This window comes from Mesorhizobium sp. M1307 (assembly GCF_040318155.1).
In the GTDB taxonomy this organism is placed as follows: Bacteria; Pseudomonadota; Alphaproteobacteria; order Rhizobiales; family Rhizobiaceae; genus Mesorhizobium.
The window spans coordinates 69,248-92,339 of the sequence record NZ_JAMYLR010000022.1 but is presented as its reverse complement, the minus strand read 5'-3'; the positions used below and the strand labels follow the sequence as shown (position 1 = coordinate 92,339).

16 protein-coding genes are annotated in these 23,092 nt (G+C 63.0%); 6 read left to right on the top strand and 10 right to left on the bottom strand.

The annotated features are described in order from the left end of the window. Positions 1-121 precede the first annotated feature (121 nt). The 3 genes from NKH16_RS22200 to NKH16_RS22190 form a co-directional block, all read right to left on the bottom strand. A complete protein-coding gene (locus NKH16_RS22200) occupies positions 122-1,501 on the bottom strand; it encodes an aspartate aminotransferase family protein (protein WP_352742258.1) in 1,380 nt (459 codons plus the stop codon). Positions 1,502-1,741: 240 nt separating this feature from the next. Next, complete coding sequence (locus tag NKH16_RS22195) at positions 1,742-3,811, bottom strand: prolyl oligopeptidase family serine peptidase (protein ID WP_352742260.1); 2,070 nt, start codon at positions 3,809-3,811, stop codon at positions 1,742-1,744. A gap of 95 nt (positions 3,812-3,906) precedes the next feature. Continuing rightward, complete coding sequence (locus tag NKH16_RS22190) at positions 3,907-5,067, bottom strand: MFS transporter (RefSeq protein ID WP_352742262.1); 1,161 nt, start codon at positions 5,065-5,067, stop codon at positions 3,907-3,909. A 208-nt stretch (positions 5,068-5,275) separates the two neighbouring features. On the opposite strand from NKH16_RS22190, the gene NKH16_RS22185 reads away from it, so the two are divergent. From NKH16_RS22185 to NKH16_RS22170, 4 genes are all read left to right on the top strand, one after another. Next, complete coding sequence (locus tag NKH16_RS22185; protein ID WP_023676493.1) at positions 5,276-6,853, top strand: trimethylamine methyltransferase family protein; 1,578 nt, start codon at positions 5,276-5,278, stop codon at positions 6,851-6,853. A 132-nt stretch (positions 6,854-6,985) separates the two neighbouring features. Further along, positions 6,986-9,571: a GcvT family protein gene (locus NKH16_RS22180; RefSeq protein ID WP_352742263.1), complete on the top strand. Its 2,586-nt coding sequence runs from the start codon at positions 6,986-6,988 to the stop codon at positions 9,569-9,571. A 39-nt stretch (positions 9,572-9,610) separates the two neighbouring features. After that, on the top strand, positions 9,611-11,236 hold the full coding sequence (locus tag NKH16_RS22175; RefSeq protein ID WP_352742265.1) for an ArnT family glycosyltransferase: 1,626 nt from the start codon (positions 9,611-9,613) through the stop codon (positions 11,234-11,236). A 25-nt stretch (positions 11,237-11,261) separates the two neighbouring features. Then, positions 11,262-12,575 carry a M24 family metallopeptidase gene (locus NKH16_RS22170; RefSeq protein WP_352742511.1) on the top strand — a complete coding sequence of 438 codons (1,314 nt, stop codon included), beginning with the start codon at positions 11,262-11,264 and terminating at the stop codon, positions 12,573-12,575. Positions 12,576-12,684: 109 nt separating this feature from the next. Here the strand turns inward: NKH16_RS22170 and NKH16_RS22165 are convergent, their stop codons facing one another. Both NKH16_RS22165 and NKH16_RS22160 read right to left on the bottom strand, forming a co-directional pair. Next, positions 12,685-13,485 (bottom strand): phosphate/phosphite/phosphonate ABC transporter substrate-binding protein, encoded by an 801-nt coding sequence (locus NKH16_RS22165; protein ID WP_352452089.1) that lies wholly within the window; start codon positions 13,483-13,485, stop codon positions 12,685-12,687. 83 nt (positions 13,486-13,568) lie between these two features. Beyond that, on the bottom strand, positions 13,569-14,579 hold the full coding sequence (locus tag NKH16_RS22160) for a fatty acid desaturase (protein WP_352742267.1): 1,011 nt from the start codon (positions 14,577-14,579) through the stop codon (positions 13,569-13,571). 228 nt (positions 14,580-14,807) lie between these two features. Here NKH16_RS22160 and NKH16_RS22155 point away from each other — a divergent pair, with 228 nt between their 5' ends. Beyond that, positions 14,808-15,650 carry a helix-turn-helix domain-containing protein gene (locus NKH16_RS22155; RefSeq protein WP_352452091.1) on the top strand — a complete coding sequence of 281 codons (843 nt, stop codon included), beginning with the start codon at positions 14,808-14,810 and terminating at the stop codon, positions 15,648-15,650. 88 nt (positions 15,651-15,738) lie between these two features. Continuing rightward, positions 15,739-16,755 (top strand): betaine--homocysteine S-methyltransferase, encoded by a 1,017-nt coding sequence (bmt, locus tag NKH16_RS22150; protein WP_352617637.1) that lies wholly within the window; start codon positions 15,739-15,741, stop codon positions 16,753-16,755. 149 nt (positions 16,756-16,904) lie between these two features. Here the strand turns inward: bmt and NKH16_RS22145 are convergent, their stop codons facing one another. From NKH16_RS22145 to NKH16_RS22125, 5 genes are all read right to left on the bottom strand, one after another. Then, positions 16,905-19,022 (bottom strand): vWA domain-containing protein, encoded by a 2,118-nt coding sequence (locus NKH16_RS22145; RefSeq protein WP_352742269.1) that lies wholly within the window; start codon positions 19,020-19,022, stop codon positions 16,905-16,907. A 2-nt stretch (positions 19,023-19,024) separates the two neighbouring features. Then, the gene (locus tag NKH16_RS22140) at positions 19,025-19,585 is read right to left on the bottom strand and encodes an RNA polymerase sigma factor (protein ID WP_352452095.1); all 561 of its coding nucleotides are present in this window, start codon (positions 19,583-19,585) and stop codon (positions 19,025-19,027) included. Positions 19,586-19,653: 68 nt separating this feature from the next. After that, positions 19,654-20,409 carry a dienelactone hydrolase family protein gene (locus tag NKH16_RS22135; protein WP_352821134.1) on the bottom strand — a complete coding sequence of 252 codons (756 nt, stop codon included), beginning with the start codon at positions 20,407-20,409 and terminating at the stop codon, positions 19,654-19,656. A gap of 104 nt (positions 20,410-20,513) precedes the next feature. After that, positions 20,514-21,143: a hypothetical protein gene (locus NKH16_RS22130; RefSeq protein ID WP_352876413.1), complete on the bottom strand. Its 630-nt coding sequence runs from the start codon at positions 21,141-21,143 to the stop codon at positions 20,514-20,516. A gap of 148 nt (positions 21,144-21,291) precedes the next feature. After that, positions 21,292-22,866 (bottom strand): trimethylamine methyltransferase family protein, encoded by a 1,575-nt coding sequence (locus tag NKH16_RS22125; protein WP_352901756.1) that lies wholly within the window; start codon positions 22,864-22,866, stop codon positions 21,292-21,294. Positions 22,867-23,092 lie beyond the last annotated feature (226 nt).

The following is a 23,092-nucleotide window of genomic DNA, read 5'->3' as shown; positions in this document are numbered from 1 at the left end:
GGGTTATCTGCAAACCCCGCGATCCTAGGGCGCGGGGTTTTTGCGTTCCCAAGCGGCGCCGGCAACCCGCGCGTACACCCCCCGGGCGCCGTATACCCGGGCGCCCGGCGAACGTTCCATCTTACCGCTTGCGCAAATCTGCTTCGGCAAGGTCGAGCGCCGTGGCGATGCGGTCGCAGGCCATGTCGATCGTCTCGCGGGTCCAGATCAGCGGCGGCGACAGGATCATCGTGTCGCCGGTGGCGCGCAGCATCATGCCCTGGGCAATCGCGTGGTCGCGAACCATCACCGCCGCGCTGCCGGCCGGCAGGAAGCGCTCCTTGGTCACCTTGTCCTTGACGATCTCGATCGCCCCCATCAGCCCGAACGAGCGCACCTCGCCGACCAGATCGTGCCCACCGAGACGTTCCTGCAGCGCCCTGGCGAAGTAAGGCCCGGTGTCGTTCCTCACGCGCTCGACCAGGCCTTCGCGCTCGATGATCTCGAGGTTCTTCAGCGCCACCGCGCAGGCCACCGGATGCCCGGCATAGGTATAGCCGTGATAGAATTCGCCGCCCTTTTCGACCAGCGTCGCCGCGATACGGTCGCCGACCAGCAGCGCCGACAGCGGCTGATAGCCAGAGGTCAGCGCCTTGGCCGTGGTGATTGTGTCGGGCTCGACATCGAAGGCTTGTGCGGCGAACCACTCGCCTGTGCGGCCATATCCGGTGATGACCTCGTCCAGCATCAGCAGGACATCGTATTTGCGGCAGATGCGCTGCACCTCCGGCCAATAGCTCATCGGCGGGATCTTCACCCCGCCTGCCCCCATCACCGGCTCGCCGATGAAGGCGGCCACCTTGTCGGCGCCGGCTTCGAGGATCGCGTCCTCGACCGCTTTTGCCGCGCGCAGGCCGAAATCATGGTCGCTTTCGCCGGGCAGTGCGAGCTCATAGGCATAGGGCATCATCACATGGACGATGTTGGGCACGGCGCCGCCGAGCTGCTTGTGCATCAAATCCATGCCGCCGAGCGAGGCGCCGGCGATGGTCGAGCCGTGGTAGCCCATCTTGCGTGAGATGATGCGGTTCTTCTCGGGCCTGCCTTCCAGCACCCAATAGTGACGGACCAGGCGCAGCGCCGTGTCGTTGGCCTCCGAACCGGACGAGCCGTAGAACACCTGGTTGATGTGCCTTGGCGCGATCTCCGCCAGCTTTTTCGACAGCAGAACCGGCGTCGGCGTCGAGCATTTGAAGAAAGAGTTGTAGTAGGGCAATTCCTTCATCTGGGCGTAGGCGGCGTCGGCCAGCTCGTCGCGGCCATAGCCGACATTGACGCACCACAGCCCAGCCATGCCGTCGAGGATTTCCGTCCCTTCGGCATCATAGATGAACGGCCCGTTGGCGTGGGTGATGATGCGCGAGCCGGTCTCGCGCATCTCTTTGTGGTCGGTGAACGGATGAAGGTGATGCGCGGCATCGATCTGCTGAAGCTGCTTCAGCGAATAATTCTGGTAGGTCATGTCTGGTCTTTCCTCTTGAACCAATCCGGCAGCTTTCGCGCCGGGGCGGATTCGTCAGAGGACAGCGGGCGGCGAATAGCCGATGCGAGCGCAGAGCCGCAACAGCTCGGCGCGTAGCGTGCGCGACGACGGCGTCACCGCCACCCCAAATGCGCAACCCGATTTCGCCAGCCGAGCCATGCATGCACCTTAGGCTGCCTCGAGCCCTCAGTTCAAGCCGTGCCGGTCAAGCGACGCCGGTCAATTGGTGCCAGTCAGGGCCCGCTGCAGGAAGACGTACTTCATCGCCGCCTGTGCGGCCTGCGGCCGCCGATCGCCGCGTCCGCCATGGCCGCCCTCGGTCTCCTCAAAGAACAGCGTCTTGCCGTGGCCGGCCGCCTGCAGCCGTGCCGCCATCTTGCGGGCATGCCCGGGATGGACGCGATCGTCGGCGGTCGAGGTCGTCAGCAACACCGGCGGATAGGCTGCATCCGTGTCTACATGCTGGTAGGGCGAATAGGCGGCGAGCCAGGCTGCCTCTTCCGGCTTCGCCGGATCGCCATACTCGGCCATCCACGACGCGCCGGGCGGCAGTTCGGTGTAGCGCAGCATATCGAGCAGCGGCACGTCGATGATCACTGCACCGAACAATTCCGGGTGCTGGGTCAGCGAGACGCCGGTCAGCAAGCCACCATTCGATCCGCCCTGGATGCCCAGCGTGGCGGGCGTAGCGATGCCGCGTTGGACCAGATCTTGCGCGACCGCGGCGAAATCGTCGAAGGCATTCTGGCGATTGGCCTTGAGCGCCGCCTGATGCCAGTTCGGGCCGAACTCGCCGCCGCCGCGGATGTTGGCCTGTACATAGGCATTGCCCTTCTCCAGCCACAGCCTGCCGCGCACGCCGGCATAGCCCGGCAGCAGCGGCACTTCGAAGCCGCCATAGCCGTAAAGCAATGTCGGCACGGGTCCATGCAAGTCGCGCCTCCTGACGACGAAGTACGGGATCATCGTGCCATCCTTCGAGCGCGCCTCGAACTGTTCGGAGACCAGGGACGACGCATCGAAACGCGCCGGCTGCGACTTCACCGTTGCCAGCCCCGCGGCGTTGTCGTCCGACCAGATGATCGAGCTCGGCGTCAGGAAATCGGTGAAGGAGAAGGAGACGCTGGAACCGAAATGCTCGGCATGGCTGATGCCGACATTGCCGTTTTCGGGCAACGCCACGGGCTTGAACTCCCAGCCGCTGTCGCTGCGCTTGCCGGCGACGACCTTGCCGCGCACATTGTCCATCAAATTGATGAACAGCCGGTCCTGCGTGCGGGCAACACCGGCGATCGAGACACGGTGCGCCGGCTCGAGCACGGTACCGAGGGATCCGAATAGCCCGGTTTCGATCCAGCGCTCGAAATCGAGTGAATAGAGCCCGTCGGGCTTACACAGCGTGCCGTCCGGCGCAGTCCACGGGGTACGCACGCCGAAGACGAGCTGGCCCTTGAACAGCGCTGTATCGGTGACGTCGTCCGGCAACGGGATGCGCCTGTTCTCGCCGGAAGGCAGCCGCAGGAAACTGTGCGAGGCGAAGAAGTCGATGGTCCGGGCGAGGAAGACATGACGCTTGTCGCCGTCGAATTCGACGGACCCGCCGGCGGCAAGATCCTGCTTCAGCGCCTCGAAGATCGGCGTCGCCGCTGCCAGTGGCGTGCCGCGCCGCCAAAGCTTGACCACGCGCGGATAACCGGACTGGGTCTTGTCGTCCTCCTCGAAGGCGGCGGAAACGATAACCGTGTCCTCGTCCAGCCAGCTAAAGCTCGATTTCGAGGCAGGAGCGCGAAAGCCGCCATCGACGAACGATCTGCTTTCGATATCGAATTCGCGCATCTCGCTGGCATCGCCGCCATCCGGCGACAGGTTGAGCAGGCAGCGACTGAAGTCGGGGTAGAGCCGGCTGGCGCCGCTGAACACCCATTTCACCCCCTCTTTCGCCGCCAGACAGTCGAAGTCGATGATCGTCTGCCATTCCGGCTTGTCGGTCTTGTAGGAGGCGACGGTGGTGCGCCGCCAAAGGCCGAGTACGTTCGTCCGGTCCTGCCAGAAATTATAGACATAGCCGTTGATAGCGGCCCCGACGGCGATGTTATCCTCGGCTGTCATCAGGTCGAGCGCCGTCTCGAACGACGTCTGATAGGACGGATCACCGTGCAGCTCCCCGACCGTAACTGCATTTTGGTGATGCACCCAGTCGAGCGCCTGCTTGCCCCTCCTGTCCTCAAGCCAGAGAAACGGGTCTTCGGCCGCCGAACCCGGCTGGCCCTTGGTATTCGATTTGGTCATGAGGTCTCCGGTTGAGTCGGGTGGCGACATAGCCAAGATCGACATGGGGCCGCTTACATTCAAGTCATTCGTCAGAAACGGCGGCTTTCTGGCATTCAGACCATCCGTCTTCGAATGACCGTTACAACAGCCAGCGCCAGGCAAATGGCACCGAGCGTCATTGGCAGGCCGCCGGCGCCAACAACATCCATGGCGCTGCCCGCCAGCGGCGGCACGGCGATGCCGCCGACGCCCCACATCAGCGAGAAGGCGGCGTTGCCGGCGACCAGTGCCGAGCCGGTGAACCGCTCGCCGAGTTCAATGATCGACATCGTGTAAATGCCGTAGGAAACCGCGCCCCAGATGAAGACGCACGGCCAGATCAGCGGCGTCTCGATGAGAACCGGCAACAGAACGCATCCGAGCACCGTCATCGAAACACAGATGAACCGCACCAGCCGCGCCGTCAGTCGTTCCGCCAGCAGGCCGAGCGGCACCTGCATAGCGATGTTGCCGGCGATCATCACCGACAGCAGCGCCGACATGCGCGCTTCGGCGATGCCGTAATGCGTTCCATAGACCGGCAGCAAGGCGAGCACCGCCTGTTCGAAACCGGCGGCCACGATCACCGCCGATAACAGCAGCCACGCCTGCGGCACGAACCCCAGCACCGAAACGCGGTGCCCGCTCTCGTCGACCTTGGGCAGCCGTGCCAGCACCGAGGCGAGGCAGGCGCCGCAAAACAGGAATGCGGCGATGCCGACGAGAAACGGCGGCCATCCCTCGGTGCCGACCGCAAGCAGGCACAGCGGCCCCGCCGCAAAGCCCGCCGAAATGATGGTCGAATAGATGCCCATGACGCGGCCACGGCGTGTCGGCGGCGCCAGTGCGATCACCCAGACTTCGCTCAGCACGTAGAGCGGGTTGGTGACGGCGCCGATCAAAAAGCGCAGCGGAAACCACAGATAGACATTTTGCGTCCAGCCGATCAGCGCCAGCACCAGCGCGGAAAGTGCCGCGCAAGTAAGCGCGGTGCGCCCTGCCCCGAAACGGCGCGCCAGCGCCGGAACCAACGGCGAGGAGACGATGAAGCCGATCGGCGTCATCGCCGCCGACAGGCCGATCATGGCCGGCGAGACGCCCTGGCGCTGCAGGATGAAGCTCAACAGCGGATAGCTCAGCCCTTGCGCGATGGCGAACACCGAGACGGTGGCGATCACGCCGGTGATCGCCGCCCATTGCACTGTCTCGCCGCTGTCCTGTTCCGCCCGGTCCATGATGCAGGACTAGCGTTTCGCTTTCATCGCGGTAAGCACCGGCAACGAAAACCGCTTGCGCCAGCCGGAAGAGATAGGAGCCTGACGATCCCTCCGGCTGCCCTTCAGGCATGTCGCTTCCCTCGTCCTAGTGGTCGCCGCCTCCGCAATGACTGGCCGGCCGGCAGTCCATTATGCCGCCGCATTGCCGCAGCGTACGAGGACTATCATGACCGCCGCCCTTCAGCCCGCCGAACCTGCATTGGCAAACGACCGCGCCCGTCGCGGCGGCCGCGCGGGAAAGCGTGCCGGCGGATCGGCGGCGTTCGAGCAGCCGCCGTTTCGACAGTTGAAGAACCCGCTGGCGCCGACCCGGCTGGTTTCCGACGACGAGCTGGAATCTATCCACCTCGCCTCTCTGCGCGTGCTGCGGGAAATCGGCGTCGACGTGCTGCATGACGAAGCCCGGCGCATCATGAAGGCGCATGGCGCCGATGTCCGCGAAGGCAGCGAGCGGGTGCGCTTCGACAGCGACATGATCCTGGAACTGGTTGCGCACTGCCCGCCGGAATTCACCATCCACGCCCGCAACCCGGCGCACAACGTGCGCTTCGGCGGTGATAATCTGATCATCTCGATGATGGCGTCGGCGCCCAATTGCTCCGACGTCGACCGCGGCCGCCGGCCGGGCAACCAGCAGGACTACCGCAACTTCCTCAAGCTTGCGCAGATGCACAACATATTGAACTGCACGGGCGGCTATCCGGTCGAGCCGATCGACATCCATCCGTCCGTGCGCCACCTCGAATGCATCCGTGACCTCGCCACGCTGACCGACAAGATGTTCCACATCTATTCGCTCGGCAAGGAGCGCAACGTCGACGGCATCGAGATCACCAGGATCGCACGTGGCATCAGCCATGAGCAGTTGCTTGCAGAGCCGTCGGTATTCACCATCATCAACACCAATTCGCCGCTCAAGCTCGACGTGCCGATGATGGAAGGCATCATCCAGATGTCGAGCAAGGGCCAGGTGGTCATCGTGACGCCGTTCACCCTGTCCGGCGCTATGGCGCCGGTGACGATTGCCGGCGCGCTGGTGCAACAGAATGCCGAGGCGCTGTCCGGCATCGCCTTCGCGCAGATGGTGCGCAAGGGCGCGCCTGTCGGCTACGGCGGCTTCACCTCGAATGTCGACATGAAGTCCGGCGCGCCGGCCTTCGGCACGCCGGAATATATGAAGGCGCAGCTGGTCGGTGGGCAACTCGCCCGCCGCTACAACATCCCCTACCGCACCTCCAACACCTGCGCAGCCAACACGGTCGACGCGCAGGCCGCCTATGAAAGCGTGTTCTCGCTGTGGGGCGCCATCCAGGGCGGCGGCAATCTGATGATGCATGCCGCCGGCTGGCTCGAAGGCGGCCTGCGCTGCTCCTATGAGAAGACCATCCTCGATATAGACCTGTTGCAGATGGTCGCCGAGTTCCTGACGCCGCTCGATCTTTCCGAGGAAGCACTCGGTTTCGACGCCATACAGTCCGTCGGCCCCGGCGGCCATTTCTTCGGCACCCAGCACACGCAGGACCGCTACAAGACCGCGTTCTATGCGCCTATTATCTCGGACTGGCGCAATTTCGAGAGTTGGGCGGAGGCCGGGTCGCCGACGGCACTCGAAAAGGCCAATCGCGTCTGGAAGGAACGGCTGGCGTCCTATGAAGAGCCCTACATGGATCCGGCAATCCGGGAGGAGCTCAACGCTTTCGTCGACAAGCGCCGGGCCGAAGGCGGCGCGCCGACCGATTTTTGATCATCTGATGAGTAGTCGACCCCCACTTCGTCTTGATGGCAGGCTGGCCGGAAACATCGCTGTATCCGATCTCCGCTTTGTTTTCGCGCCCCGCTCACTCGATTCAATCTCTTCAAACACGGATCTATCTTCATGAAATCTCATGCAAAAGCGGTTGTCATCGGCGGCGGGGTCGTTGGCTGCTCGGTGCTCTATCATCTGGCCAAGGCTGGCTGGGCCGACATCATGCTGATCGAGCGTTCGGAGCTCACTTCCGGCTCGTCCTGGCATGCGGCGGGCGGCTTCCATACGCTGAACGGCGATCCCAACGTCGCCAAACTGCAGGCCTATACGGTGCGGCTCTACAAAGAGATCGAGGAGATTTCCGGCCAATCCTGCTCGCTGCACCTGACCGGCGGCGTGATGATGGCCGACACGCCCGAGCGCATGGACTTCTTGCGGCTCGCCCACGCCAAGGGCCGCTATCTCGGCATGGACACCGAACTGATCACGCCGTCCGAAGCCAAGGCGATGTTCCCGCTGATGGACGAGACGAATTTCGTCGGCGCCATGTGGGATCCAGTCGAGGGCCATCTCGACCCTTCCGGCACCACCCATGCCTATGCCAAGGCCGCCAGGAAGCTAGGCGCCGAGATCGTACTGCGCAACCGCGTCGTGGAACTGACGCAGGAGGTCGACGGCACCTGGAACGTCGTCACTGAGCAAGGCACAGTCAAAGCCGAGCATGTGGTCAACTGCGGCGGCCTGTGGGCGCGCGAGATCGGTCGCATGGTCGGCGTCGAACTGCCGGTGCTGGCCATGGAGCACATGTATCTTCTGACCGAGCCGATGCCGGAGGTCGAGGAATTCAACAAGTCGACCGGCCGCGAGATGATTGGCGTGCTCGATTTCAAGGGCGAGATCTATACCCGCCAGGAACGCAACGGCATCCTGCTCGGCACCTATGAAAAGGCCTGCAAGCCGTGGTCGCCGGTCAACACGCCGTGGGATTTCGGCCACGAGCTGCTGCAGCCCGACATCGACCGCATCGCGCCGTCGCTCGAGATCGGCTTCAAGCATTTCCCCGGCATCGAAAAGGCCGGCATCAAGCAGATCATCAACGGCCCCTTCACCTTCGCGCTGGACGGCAACCCGCTGGTCGGCCCGGTACAGGGCCTGACCAATTTCTGGTGCGCCTGCGCCGTCATGGCCGGCTTCAGCCAGGGCGGCGGCGTCGGCCTGGCGCTGTCGAACTGGATGGTCCATGGCGACCCCGGCTTCGACGTCTGGGGCATGGACGTTGCGCGCTTCGGCGAATGGGCAACGCTGCGCTATACCAACGCAAAGGTCCGCGAAAATTATTCGCGCCGTTTCTCCATCCGCTTTCCCAACGAGGAATTACCGGCGGCAAGACCAGCGCAGACGACCCCGCTTTACGACACCATGCTCGCCAACAACGCCGTCATGGGCGACAGCTGGGGTCTCGAAACCCCGCTCTGGTTCGCGCCGAGAGGCTCGGAGCCGAAGGACGTCGTGTCCTTCCACCGCTCCAATGATTTCCGCCCGATCGGCGAGGAGGTGCGCGCCACCCGCGAGAGGGTCGGCGTCACCGAGATCGCCAACTTCGCCAAATACGAAGTCTCCGGGCCAGGGGCCGAGGACTTCCTCAACCGTCTGATGACCAATCGCATGCCGAAGACCGGCCGCATCGTGCTGACGCCCATGCTGAACGAGTTCGGCCGGCTGATCGGGGACTTCACCATCGCCAAGGCGGGCCCAAGGGGTGGGGAAGACCGCTTCATGATCTGGGGTTCTTCGGCAGCGCAAAAATACCACATGCGCTGGTTCGAGAAGCATCTGCCAAAGGATGGAAGCATCCGCATCCACCGCTTCGACCAGATGCTGGTCGGTCTCTCCATCGCCGGGCCGAAATCCCGCGACCTGCTGCAGAAACTGGTCGATGTTGACATCTCGACCAAGGCCTTCCGCTTTATGGATTTCCGCGAAATGGCGGTCGGCGGCGCGCCTTGCATGGTCAATCGCATCACCTACACCGGCGACCTCGGCTATGAGATCTGGATGGCGCCTGCCTACCAGCGCCTGGTCTACAAGGCGATCAAGGAGGCCGGCGAAGAGTTTGGGCTTGTCGATTTCGGCATGCGGGCTTTGCTCTCGATGCGGCTTGAGAAGAACTTCCCGACCTGGTTCCGCGAGTTACGTCCGATCTACGGACCGTTCGAAGGCTCGATGGACCGCTTCATCAAGCTAGAGAAGAACGACTTCATCGGCCGGGAAGCAGCGGCCAAGGAACAGGCAGAAGGGCCGAAACTGCGCCGTGTCTCCTTCATCGTCGATGCCGCGGATGCAGACGTCATGGGCGACGAGCCGATCTGGGCCAAGGTCGGCGGCAAGGATTACGGCACCGTGGAAAAGCCGCATGGCTATGGCGCGCCGCGCTTCGACGCGGGCGGCAAGGAAGTGCGCGGCTCGAACGCCGCCGAAGGCGCGTCTGCCGTGCGCGGCATCGTCGACGGCGACTGGCGCGTGGTCGGCTGGGTCACCTCCGGCGGCTATGCGCATTATGTCGAGAAGTCGATGGCGCAAGGCTATGTACCGGCAGCGCTTGCCGAGAACGAGAGCGCCGGGCTGTTCGAGATCGAAATCCTCGGGCACCGGCGGCCGGCACGCATCAATGTCGAGCCGCCCTTCGACCCGAGCGGCGAAAAGATGAGGACGTAGGCGCAGCCAGCCGGTCGCATTGTGCGGAGCATACTCTTCATGCTAGCGCAGCCGGCAACACTCTGCTGCAAGGGCGATGAGATTTCATTGAAGTACAATCTGAGATGGGCCGACTGGCTTGCCGAGGCGCGGATCGGCCCCTTCCCGGCGGCGATCGTCATGGTCGCGGCTTACTTTGCCTTGCAGACCATCATACTGTCCCTGTTGAGCTCTTGGGCGGGAACCGGCGTCGGCATCGATGATGCGGAGCAACTGATCTATGTTCCGTATCTCTGGGCTGGATATGGCGGCTCGCAACCACCCCTGTACACCTGGATCAACTGGCTGGCCGCGCATATTTTCGGCACCAGTATCTTCACGCTGAAGCTCGTCAAATACTCCGTGCTGTTCCTTGCCGCCTGCAGCGTGTTCGCCGCCATGCGGCGGTTCGGCTACACCAAAGCGACAGCGGCGGCGGCCATGTTCGGCCTGTTTACGATCCCGCAGATCGTCTGGGAATCGCAGCGCGCCTTGTCGCATTCCGTCGCCGTCGTCGGCTTCTGCTCGCTGCTCCTGCTGGCCATGTCCTATCTTCTCGAGCGGCGAAGCATGATCGCCTGTGCGGCGTTTGGCCTAGCCACGGCGGCGGCAATTCTTGCCAAATATAATGATGTCTTCCTCGTGGTGGCCCTTGTTGCGGCCGTGCTGTCGCTGCGCGAATGGCGCAGCGCGATCCTCGATCCGAAGTTCGCCATCAGCATAGCGGTCGCGATATTGGTGCTGGCGCCAACCACCTATTGGAGCCTCATGCATCCCGCCGATTTATTGTCGAGAGGCGAGAAGTTCGGAATAGATTCGCAACAAGGGCGCATGGCGGCGGCCTTTGTCGGCGCCGGCAAGTTTATCATGGGCACCTTCAATTTCGCGGTCTTGCCGGTGCTCGTTTCCGCCCTGTCTTTCTGGCTGGCGAAGTTCCGTTTCTCGGAGCGGCATCCGGAAGGTCCGCCCCGGGAAATTCTGTTGTGGCGTACCTTGGCGCTCGGCTTGGCCATGCTGGCAATACTTGTACTTGCCACCGGCGTGACGGTGGTCAAGGACCGCTGGCTGCTACCGGTCCTGTTCATGTTGCCGCTGGCCATCGTCGCCACTATGGAACGGCTGGCGCCGCGCGGCAGGAATGCGCAGCTCATGGTGATCGCGGCTGGAGCGATCATCGCCGTGCTGCTCGCGCCCGCCACCTGGTACGTCCAGATAAACGGGACCAGTGGCCTCTCGCGGATGATCCGCGTGGATTACCCCGCCCTCTATCGCCAACTGACTGCGGACGGACCGGTCAAAACCGCAATATCTGATGGTGCATGGGTCGGAAACCTGCGGCTGGTCGACGAAAAACTGGTCGCACTTGACCAGGAAGTGCCTAATTTCGAAACGCTGATGCAGGAGCCGGCCGTACTCGTCTGGCTTGACCGCGACGATCCGCGGCCGGTCATTTTGGAGCAGCTCAAAGCGGCCGGCTATGAGCCGGACGGCCAACCACGGCAAATGATGGTTCCGCTGTTGCGCGGCACCGGCAAGTCCGCCCGGGCCGGCGCCTATGTAAGATTGAAGAGAATGGCGGTGGGAGAAGCCACGGCGCCCAAGGAAGGCGTTAGCGGAGGAGCCGAGGGTGGACAGGAACCCGACTGACCGGCCCCGTCATCACCGCAAGATCATGCCGTTCGAGCCCGACGGCTCGAATGATGTGCTGCGCAAAAAATCGCAGATGAAGGCCGCTGAACTCAACCAGCATGCACTGGGCTATGGAGCGCTGGCGGAAGCCGAATGGCAGGCGGCGGGCATTGCTGCTCCTGACCTGCCCGCCATGCGCCGATACCGGCTCGAGCGCATCCGCGCCGAGCTGAAGCGCCGCGACTATGCGGGAGCCCTGCTCTACGATCCGGTCAATATCCGCTATGCCACCGACGCAACCAACATGCAGCTCTGGGTCGCACACAATCGGACCAGGCATTGTTTCGTTGCCACCGATGGCCCGGTGGTGCTGTTCGACTATTTCTCCTGCGAGCACCTTTCCGATCATTCCGGCGTCGTCGACGAGGTGCGGCCGGCGGTGTCGTGGGCTTATCTGTACAGCGGCGAGCTGACCAGTCAAAAAGTCCGCCGCTGGGCAGCCGGCATCGCCGACCTGGTATTGGAACATGGCGGCGGCAATCGCCGCATCGCAGTCGACCACATCAATCCCGAGGGCATCGAAGAGCTCGCCCGCCTCGGCATCTCGACCGGCAATGGCGAGGCGGTGATGGAAAATGCGCGGCTGATCAAATCGCCCGACGAAATCCTTGCCATGCGCCGGGCGATCGCCGCTTGCGAGGCGGCAATGGGCGAGATGGAGAAGGCGCTGAGGCCTGGCATCTCCGAGAACGAATTGTGGGCCGAACTCCATCGCGGCAACATCGCGCGCGGCGGCGAATGGATCGAAACCCGGCTCCTGTCGTCGGGCCCGCGCACCAATCCATGGTTCCAGGAGTGTTCGTCGCGGACGATCGAGGCCGGCGAGCTCGTCGCTTTCGACACCGACCTGATCGGTCCTTACGGCTTCTGCGCCGACCTTTCGCGCACCTGGCTTTGCGGTGATGCGCCGCCGTCGCAGGAGCAGCGCGACCTGTTCCGCATCGCCGCCGACCAGATCGCCCACAACACCGAGCTGATGCGGCCGGGCATATCGTTCCGCGACCTCGTCGAGGGCTCGTCAGTGCCACCGGGAGACTGCTTCCCGGCCCGTTACGGGGTGCTCTATCACGGCGTCGGCCTTGCCGACGAATACCCGACTTTGCCGCATGCTAGCGACTGGACCGACGACACACCGGACGGAGTGCTCGAACCTGGCATGGTGCTGTGCGTCGAGAGCTATATCGGTCGGCTTGGCGGCTACGAAGGCGTCAAGATCGAAGAACAGATCCTGATCACTGAAACCGGCAACGAGAAGCTTTCGACCTACCCGCTCGACAATCGGCTGCTTGGCGGCTGAGCGACGCTAATGCATGTCGCGCAAAAGTATGCAGCGGCTTTGCGATAACGACATGCATAAAACAAGAATCTAAAGCGCGTCGCATGAGGCCGACCGAACGCGACGCGCTTTATGCGAGCGCGGCGATCGCCTCGCGCATCGCAGCGACGATCGTTTCCGGCGTTGTCCTGGCCGTGATGAACGGCAAGCCTTTGCGCCGCCTTGTCCAGCCGACGACCGTCACCTTCTGCGCCGCCGGCTCGAAACTCTGCGCCAGCGCCCAGCTCTCGCAATCGATCGCCGCGACGTCCGCCCTGCCCTCGGCAACGGCAACGATCGAAGCACGGTGCCCACAGCTTTCGCTCAGCGCGGAAAAGATATCCAAACTCTCGCCCAATGTTTGCAGGTCGCGGGCTGGCGCGATGATGCCCGACATGGAATCGAGGCTGTTGAAGGTAAAGCGCTTGCCGCGCAGCTGATCGAGCGGAATGACGGCACCGCCGTCGGCCGGCGCCCTTGCCGGCGGTGCCTCGCCCGCTCTCATGACGATGGCGCTCGAATAGAGTTCGCCCTGTCCACCCTCGAAGGCGTCGTAACGCGGCTGGCCGATGAGCTGGACACGCTGCGACAGGCCGAGTTCCATCGGTCCCCAGCAGGTTTGCGCAAAGAGCAGCGCCGGATGCAGCCAGAGCTGGTGAAAATCCAGTTCGTCCGGCGGCAATGTCGCCGGATCGGGCGCGATGGGTTTTCCCTGATCGTCGCGAATACCGCCAGGCACGGGGGGCAAATCGCCGGTGCGGCGGATGATCGTCTCCGGCGCATCGATGCCTTTTTGTCTGAAAGCATCGCGCAGCCGCGCCCATTGCGCGTCGACATCGTCCCGCGCTTCCGGCCAGTCGTACATCGGCAAAGCCGCAATGAATTCGCTCATGCCGGGATTTGACCGTTATGCGGGGAAATTGACAAGGTCAGGAAAGCGTCGTCCGCGCGGCACCGCCTGCAACAACGCAAGAATCATTCTTTCGGCGGCTCGGCGGGTACCGGTGCGCTGCCAAGCCCATTGAGGCTGCGTGCCCTGACGCGCGGCTTGAATGCGCGTCCTGGTTCCGGCATGCGCCGCAGCACGGGATGGACGACCGGCTCCTTCGCCTTGAAGGCATAGGCCTTGAGCAGCGCGAAATAGTTCGGGTAGGCATAGCCATTGTTCATCCGCAGCCATTCGTCACGGCGGTCGCGAAACACCTTCGGCAGCCTGTACCAGGCCACCGTCGGGCTCTTGTGATGGACGAAATGCAGATTGTTGTTGAGGAACAGGAAGGACAGCGGCGAGCGCTCGACGATGATCGTGCGGCCTTCCGGATGTTCAGACCATTGGTGCTCGGCGTAGGTGCGGATCGAAATCAGCGACTGCCCAAGCCAAACCGGCACCAGAACGTAAAGCCACAACGGCATGCCGAAGCCGAACTGCACGACAGGCAGCACCACGACGAGGCCGATCGCATGCAGCAGCCATGCCTTGCGGATGGAATTGTCGCCCGCGGCAACTTGCCTGGCGTCGTCGATGAAAAAGCCGATGCAGGAAAGCCACGGGCCTAGCACCAAACGCCCGATCATCGTGTTGTTGACCTTCAGCAGGAATTTCATCGCCGACGGCAGCTCCTCGTGCTGCCAGAGAGCCTTGTAATAGCTTTCGGGATCATCGAGCGGATCGGTCAGGCGCTCGTCTGCATGGTGGCGCAGATGAATGGTCTTGAATCGGCGAAACGGCCAGACAAGGCCAATCGGCAGGAACACAAAGGCTTCGTTGAGCCGCGCATTCCGGGTTGGGTGGCCGTGCAGGACCTCGTGCATCAGCGAGGATTGCAGCGCCGCAATCAGGGTCAGAAAGGCGAGTGCCAGCAGCGGGCAAGAGGGCCAGAGCAGGAAGCCGGTAGCGAGCCAGCCGCCGTAGCAGAGAAGTGCGAGAAATGCTGTCGGCCATTCGATGGCCGTTGCGCCGTGTCGCCTGTTGCCCATGCTCGTCATGCTATCGACCACTGCCTTCCAGTCGCCGGAACCCGTTTGATTCCTGACAGCATTGTGTCAGGAGCGTTGCATCGCTGCAACGCGATAAAGCGCACAAACTGTTGCGATTGCGCATTTTCAGCTGCAGATGTTATCTATTGTAAACAAGCTCGTAGATTCATTTGCGCTCTAAACGCCATGTAGACCGCTTCGGCGCAAAATTTTGCTCACGTCAGGGAGAGTAGAGATTTGGACAAGCGCGACCTGTCGACGATCTTTCGCGAGCGCCTGAAAATGCTCTTGACAAGGTCCGATTTGAACCAGTCGGCCTTCGCCGCCGCGGTTGGCATCGACCGTTCGGCACTGTCGCAGCTGCTCTCCGGCGCGTCGATCCGCCTTCCCCGCGCCGAAACGCTGCTCAACATCGCCGCCGAATTCAAAGTCTCGCTCGACTGGCTGCTCGGCCTCAGCCACGATGAGGGCGTCACCGGTGAAATCCGCGAGAGCCTTGAGATCGAGGAGGCGCCGGACGGCTTCGACCGCACGCTGCTGGCTCGCTGGCATGCCGAGGCGGCGGGAACGAAAATCCGCTACGTGCCGGCCGGCATTCCCGATCTTCTGCGCACCGAGGCGCTTGTCGACTACGAAGCCGTCATCGCCAACAAGAGCCGCGAGGCACAGGCCGGCGAAACGCAGTACCGCATCGACTACAACCGACGGCCCGAAACCGACATGGAAGTCTGTATGCCGCGCCACACGCTGGAGATCTTCGCGCGCGGGCTGGGCGTGTGGGACCGCTTTCCGGAGGCCGACCGCCACCAGCAGCTCCTGCACATGGCGACGCTGCTCGACGACCTCTATCCCACCTTCCGCCTGTTTCTCTATGACGGGCGGATGCGCTATTCGATCCCCTACACCATCTTCGGGCCCTATCGCGCCGCCATTTACGTCGGCGACATGTATCTGGTGCTGAACGCCACGCAGCCGATCCGCATCCTGACCAGCCATTTCGACAATCTGATCCGTGCCGCGGACGTCAACGCGCATGAAGCGGCCAGCTTCACACGAAAGCTGGCGGAGATGCGATTTTGACCGGTTGCTCTACGTGCCGACATTGACGGCACATAAAGAATTCTTTATATCCTTATCTCAGTTATTCTTCCGGGAAGGCGTATTTCACATGACCAATCCGATCGACGCTCTGCTTGCCGAAAAGGGCGTCCTGCTCGCCGATGGCGCCACCGGCACCAATCTGTTCGCCATGGGCCTTGAGGCCGGAGAGGCTCCCGAGCTCTTGAACGAGACCGCGCCCGACACCATCACCAGCCTGCACCAGAACTTTGTCGATGCCGGCGCCGACATCATCCTGACCAACTCTTTTGGCGGCACCCGCCATCGGCTCAAGCTGCACCATGCGCAGGACCGTGTCTACGCACTGAACAAGCGCGCCGCCGAGATCGCAAGCGCCGTCGCCGGCAAGGCCGGCCGCAAGGTGATCGTGGCCGGCTCCGTCGGCCCGACCGGCGAGCTACTGGTGCCGCTCGGCGCCATGACCTACGACGAGGCGGTCGAAGCCTTTGCCGAGCAGATTGAGGGACTGAAGGCCGGCGGCGCCGAAGTCGCCTGGATCGAAACCATGTCGGCGCCTGACGAAATCCGCGCCGCCGCCGAAGCCGCCATCCGCGTCGGCCTGCCCTATACCTATACCGGCTCCTTCGACACCGCCGGCCGCACCATGATGGGACTGCTGCCGAAGGACATCCACGGCGTCGTCGATGGCCTGTCGCAGACACCGCTCGGTGTTGGCGCCAATTGCGGTGTCGGTGCCTCCGACATTCTCGCTTCGCTGCTCGACATGACCGAGGCGAAGCCGGAAGCAACGGTGATCGTCAAGGGCAATTGCGGCATTCCCGAATTTCGCGGTGCCGAGATCTACTATTCCGGCACACCCGAGCTGATGGCCGACTATGTGCGTCTCGCCGTCGACGCCGGTGCCAAGATCGTCGGCGGCTGCTGCGGCACCTCGTTCCAGCACCTCGCCGCCATGCGCAAGGCGCTCGATGCGCACACCAAGTCGGATCGCCCGACCGTCGAGCAGATCGTCGAACGCATCGGCCCGATGCGCAACAAGCAGGCTACGGTCAACGTCGCCGAGACCAGCGAAGCCCGCCGCGAGCGGCGCCGCGGACGCGCCTGACGCTTTCGTCTGCGACATGGTCCGCGCGAAGCAGTGCGGCCGCGAAAAAAGGCCGGCAAGGTTTCCCTCGCCGGCCTGCCTCACCCGCCCGTAGGCCGGCTCCCCCTATCAGAACGATCCCATCTGAAAGAAACCGGCCGTCATTGCCACTACCGGTTACCGCCGAGCGCCGAGGCAAGGCGCACAAGCGAGAGGAACTCGGACCGGTATCCAAACGGGTCGGCTCCTCTGGCGGCAGTGGCAATCTCCATGATCTTGTCGTAGCCGAACTTCGCGGTCGCATCCTCGTCGCGCAGCTTCTGGCCGAAGGCAGCAACGGCAACGGAGAAACGCTGGTCGGTGCTGGCCTGGTCGAACGACGCCACCTCGTTGGCTGACGTTACCGGCGTGGTGATCAGCTTCGAGGTGTCCTCGTTCGGCAGCTTGTAGCGGATCTTGACGAAAGCATATTCGTCGGCATTGGCAACGCCGCCATTGTTCACCGAGGCCTGGCCGTAGCGCAACTGGTCGATCTGTTCGCCGCCGCTGCCCTTAGGCGTGATCTCGTAGATCGCGGTGACTGAATGACCTGAGCCGATCTCGCCGGCATCGACCCGGTCATTGTTGAAATCCTCTCGGTTCAAAGCGCGGGTTTCGTAGCCAATCAGCCGGTACTCCGAGACCTTGTTCGGGTTGAACTCGACCTGGATCTTCACGTCCTTGGCGATGGTGAACAGTGTCGAGGAGGCATCCTCGACCAGCACCTTCTCGGCCTCCGCCAACGTATCGATGTAGGCAGCAGTGCCATTGCCGTTCTGGGCGATGGTCTGCATCATCTGGTCGTTCAGATTGTCGCGGCCGAAGCCGAACACCGACAGGAATACGCCTGTCTTGCGCTCCTTTTCGATCAGCCGCTTCAGGTCGTCGTCATCGGTCTGGCCGACATTGAAATCGCCATCGGTGGCGAGCATCACCCGATTGATGCCGTCCTTGACGAAGGATTTCTGTGCCAGCCTGTAGGCTTCCTTGATGCCGGCCTCGCCTGCCGTCGAGCCGCCGGATGTCAGATTGTCGATGGCAGCGAGGATCTTGTCCTTTTCCGAAGCCTTGGTGGGCTCCAGCACGGTACCGGCATCGCCCGCATAGGTGACGATCGAGACGGTGTCGTCAGGTCTCAGCTTGTTGACCAGCAGCCGGAAGGCCGACTGCAGGAGCGGCAGCTTGTCCTGCTCGTTCATCGAGCCCGACACATCGATCAGGAAGACCAGATTGGCCCTGGGCTGCTCGGCCGGCTTCACGTCGAAACCCTTGATGGCGACATGCATCAGCCTGGTGTGCTCGTTCCACGGCGTCGGCATGACGCTGACGGTCGAGTTGAACGGCGTCGAGGCGGAGTCCGGTCCCTTCCAGGCATAAGGGAAGTAGTTGATCATCTCCTCGACGCGAACCGTGTCGGCCTGCGGGATAAAGCCTTCCTTCAGCGAGCGCCGGACGAAGGAATAGGAAGCGGTGTCGACATCGATCGAGAAGGTCGAGACCGGGTCTTCAAGTGCGGCATGCACCGGGTTGGTCTTGAAATTCTCGACGCGGTCGCGGTTTTCCTCTTGCGGCAGCATCTGGTCGGCCGGCGCAGCGGCGGGCTGCTGTGCCATCAGCTTGGACTCGGCAACCGTGCCAGGCATGCGTCCGACCCGCGCGCCGCCATCGACTGCCGGAGCCGCGGAGCTTGCACCCCCATCCAGCGCGAACTCGCCGCTCTGCGCCGGTTCAGGTGCATTGCGGCTGAGCACATCCTGCTGCGTCAGCCCGCCGACTGCGGTCGATTCCGCCTTCGGCGGCGATGTCGGCGCCACAAGCGCCTCGCCGGTGTCGCGGCTTTCACGGTCGGCGTCCGCCTTCTTCTGCTTGTCCGCTTCGGCAACGACCGGCGGTTTGACTGTCGCCGGTTTGTCAGCCAGCGTTTCGGTGATCTTATCCCCGCCGAATTCGGGCCCGCCGAATTTGGATTCCCCAAGCATGTAGATGGTAGCGTATCCGGCGATCGGCAGGGCAACGAGCCCGGCAATGGCCGGCGTGGCGAAGAGTTTCTTTTGCATGATTTCGCTCCAGAGCCTTTGTGCTCGCTCTGTGAGACGAACCCCGCCTGCCGATCCTTGGGCGGCAGGTAAAGTTTTTTCGTCCATATCATAGGCACGCAGCGCGGCCTGCAGGGCACGCGCCTTTGCATCCGCATCGGGCGCCGGTGCAGCGATATCGCGCAGCCTGTTCAGTTGATTGTCGTCGACCATGGTCACACTTCCCCGGCTGAACGCATCAGCGTCTTCAACCGTTTCTTCGCTTCATGGATGTGCCAGGAAACCGTCGTCTCCGAGATCGCCATCGCCTCGGCGGCGGCGGCGTGGCTCAGCCCTTCGCCATAAACCAGCAGCACCGCATCGCGCTGCTTGTCCGGCAGCTTGCGCACCGCTGCCCAGAGCGCCTCGGCCGGGTCTTCCGGCTCAGCCGAGATTTCCCCCGAAATCAGCGCATAGGCGCCATAGGCCTCGGTCTTGACCGTCTCACGGGCGGTCTTGCGCATCATGTCGCGCGCCGCATTCAGCGTCATGGTGTAGAGCCACGTCGTAAAGGCACCGCTGCCGTGATAATCGCGGATCGCCCGCCCGAGCCGGACGCAGACTTCCTGGGCGATGTCCTCGGCGTCGGCCTTTTTCCCGCACCAACGATAGGCGGCGCGATAGACGAAACCATAGTGCCTTTCGAGCAACTTGCCGAAAGCACCACGGTCTCCGCCCTTCGCCCGTCCGATCAGTTCGGCGTCGGAGGCTTCGCTTTCGTCCAGCATCATCGCCATCATTTGCCTGTTGGACGAAGGCTAATGGCGGTTCCTTGGCGCGATGGAAAGAATTTTTTGGCGGGCGGTCACGTCGTAATGGTTGGCGTGCCTTGGCCGAGCGTCTCCGCAAACAGCGTCGTCAGCCGCTTCCAGTGGCGTTCGGCGCCGGCTGCATCGAAGGCACTGTGGTCCGGCATGCACCAGCCATGCGCCATGCCGGCATAGTTCTCTATGACATGATCGACCTCGGCGGTGCGCAGTGCTTCGGCGAGCCGCGCCGATTGCTCCGGCGGAAAGCTGCGGTCGACACCGGCAGTGCCGATATAGACCCTTGCCTTGAGTGAGGCGGCCTTCCGGTGCGGACTGTCGGCTGCGTCACCAGCCAGATTGCCGCCGTGAAAACTGGCCGCGGCGGCGATGCGGTCGGGATAGCTGGCCGCCGCGTTCAGCGCCCGCGCTCCGCCCATGCAGTAGCCGACAATGCCAACCGGCCCGGCCAGGCCTTGCGCAACAAGTGCATCGAGGAAAGCGCCGCTGTCGCGGATCGTCATCTCCTGGGTCGTGCCGCCGAGGAGACCTGTGATGGCGGCCTTGCTCCTCTCGTCGCCGAACGCAGTCTTGGGATCGAACGGACCGTAGGGCGCATTGCGGTAAAAGAGGTCCGGTACAAGCACCGCATAGCCCTCGCTCGTAAGCCGCTCCGCCATCTGATCAAGCGCCGGTCGCGGACCGAAAACGTCCATGTAGAGGATGATCGCTGCCTTGGCTGGGGCCGCCGAACGGAACAGCCGGGCCTTGGCAATGCCGTCGCTTGTCTTGATCTGCATCGCTTGCGTGGCCATCATCCGCTCCGTTGATCTGACGTGCGATAGATACCCGCGGTGGCCGTCGCCGCAAGCTGTAGTGAGGCGATCTGCTTCAAGATTTCGTGCGGCATTCGGCGACGCTACAGACGCGCGAATGCTGCCATGTGAAAGGCCTGAACCTCGGACGGATAGCGATAATCGGTGCCGTAAGGACAGGCGTTGCGATCAAGGCAGCCGCCGGTCCGGCAGGGCGCGCCGTTTTGCCCGCGCACATGCGCCAGACAGGTTTCATGTGCAAAACCGTCCGCAGAATAAGCCTCTACCGGACAGGATTTCAGGCAAGGTTTTTCCAGACATGTATCGCAAAGGTGAATCACTTCGCGGGGTTCTTGGAGCGCAATTTCGTCTTCGAACAGCAGCGCGCCGCGATAGGCATGCCAGAGCCCATATTGCGGATGCATGAGAATGCCGAGCGGCGACGGCTTCAGCCCCTCCGCACGTATCGCCCATTGCTGGAATGGCAGATAAGGCCTGTCGGACGGCGATACCGCGCGTGCCCCGAATCTTTCGGCCACCGCGCCGATCACTTCGCGAGACCATCTGTCGAGCGGATCGTCGATCGGCTGTGACTGTCTCTCCAGCCAGCGCAGGAAGTGCGGCCAAGGTGCGGCGCCCGCCTGCCCCACCAGCAGAACGGATCTGGCGGCAGCGCCGGAGAGACCGGAAGGTGTTTCCTCACCGCCCGCAAAATCGAAGCCGCCGCGAAGCATAAGGCCGTGGGCGGAAAGCGCAGCCGCGATGGTTTCGATCATGCTGCGCTCGGGATCATCCCTTCTTGTCCGGGTCGGAGAAGGCACTCCGCCAGACTTCCTTGTGGATGATGTTGGCGACTTTAGCCCCGCCTGATTCGGGCTCCTTTCAGGTGAAGGCGTCGGCCATCGACGCCTTCTTCCTGGCAATGAAGTCCTTCAGCCCGTCGTCGATACCCTGATCGAGATGCGGCGCCTCGTAGCTTTCCAGCCAGCGGCGGGCGAGCTCGTTGGCGCGCTGCGGCGCGGTTTTTTCGCCTTCCGCCAGCCATTGCTCGTAAGAATTGTTGTCGGCAATGTTGGAACGGTAGAACGCGGTCTGGAAATTGGCCTGGGTGTGGTCGCAGCCGAGATAGTGGCTGCCCGGGCCGACCTGGCGGATGGCATCCATCGCCTGGCCGTTTTCCGACAGGTCGACACCCTCGGAGAACTTCTGCGTCATGCCGAGCTGGTCGATGTCCATCATGAACTTTTCGTAGCAGGAGGCGAGACCGCCCTCGAGCCAGCCGGCCGAATGCAGCACGAAGTTGGTGCCGGCGAGGATCGTCGAGTTCAGCGTGTTGGCGCTCTCGTAGGCGGCCTGCGCATCGGGGATTTTTGAAGCACAGAGCGAACCGCCGGTGCGAAACGGCAGGCCGAGCCGACGGGCAAGCTGTGCGGCGCCATACGAGACCAGCGACGGCTCCGGCGTGCCGAAGGTCGGCGCGCCCGACTGCATCGAGATCGACGAGGCGAAGGTGCCGAACAGCACCGGCGCACCCGGCCGGATCAGCTGCGTGAACGACGCGCCGGCCAGCACTTCGGCCAAAACCTGCGTCAGTGTACCGCCGACCGTCACCGGGCTCATCGCACCGGCAAGGATGAACGGCGTGACGATGCAGGCTTGGTTGTGGCGCGAATAGACCTTCAGCGCTCCCAGCATGGTCTCGTCGAAAACCATCGGCGAGTTGGCGTTGATCAGGCTGGTCAGCACCGTGTTGTTCTCGACGAAATCGTCACCGAACACGATCTTGGCCATTGCCACCGTATCTTCAGCGCGCTCGGGCGCGGTCACCGAGCCCATGAACGGCTTGTCTGAATATTTGATATGGCTGTAGACCATGTCGAGATGGCGCTTGTTGACCGGCACGTCGACCGGCTCGCAAACCGTGCCGCCGGAATGGTGGATCGACGGCGCCATATAGGCGAGTTTCACGAAATTCCGGAAATCCTCGATCGTTGCATAGCGCCTGACGCCGTCGAGATCGCGCACGAAGGGCGGTCCATAGACCGGCGCGAACACTGTCGCGTTGCCGCCGATCTGCACCGAGCGCTCGCCGTTGCGGGCGTGCTGGGTATAGACGGACGGAGCGGTCTTCAACAGCGAGCGGCAGAGGCCCTTGGGGAAATGCACCCGCTCGCCCTTGACGTCGGCGCCCGCCTCTTTCCAAAGCTGCAGCGCCTCGGCGTCGTCGCGGAAGATGATGCCGATCTCCTCCAGCACGGTGTCGGTGTTCTTTTCGATCAGCGCCAGCCCTTCCTCGTCCAGCACTTCATAGACGTTGATCTTGCGCTTGATATAGGTGAGCTGTGTGCCGGGGCCGCCGCCCGAACGCGCAGCCCGTCGGGCTGCGGCGCCACCGCTGGCAGCGCGCCCGCGCCGTGCGTTTGACGCTTCCTGATCGACCGGCGCGTTCTCACTCATAATCGTTCTTCCCTGGCTTTCGTTCTGGCCTGATTTACTCCGGCCTGGCTCTTGCACCGGCCTGAAATCCGTTTGCGGCCGCATATTGCGGTCTCTGGCCGGATCGTAGCCATGCACCCTATTCGAAACGGCCCGCCAGCGCCAACGCCTGTCGCAAAATCGACAAGAATTCCAAGAGATTTACGGTCGCTTTCGTTTTGCGGGAAGTCGCAAATCAGCTATGGAC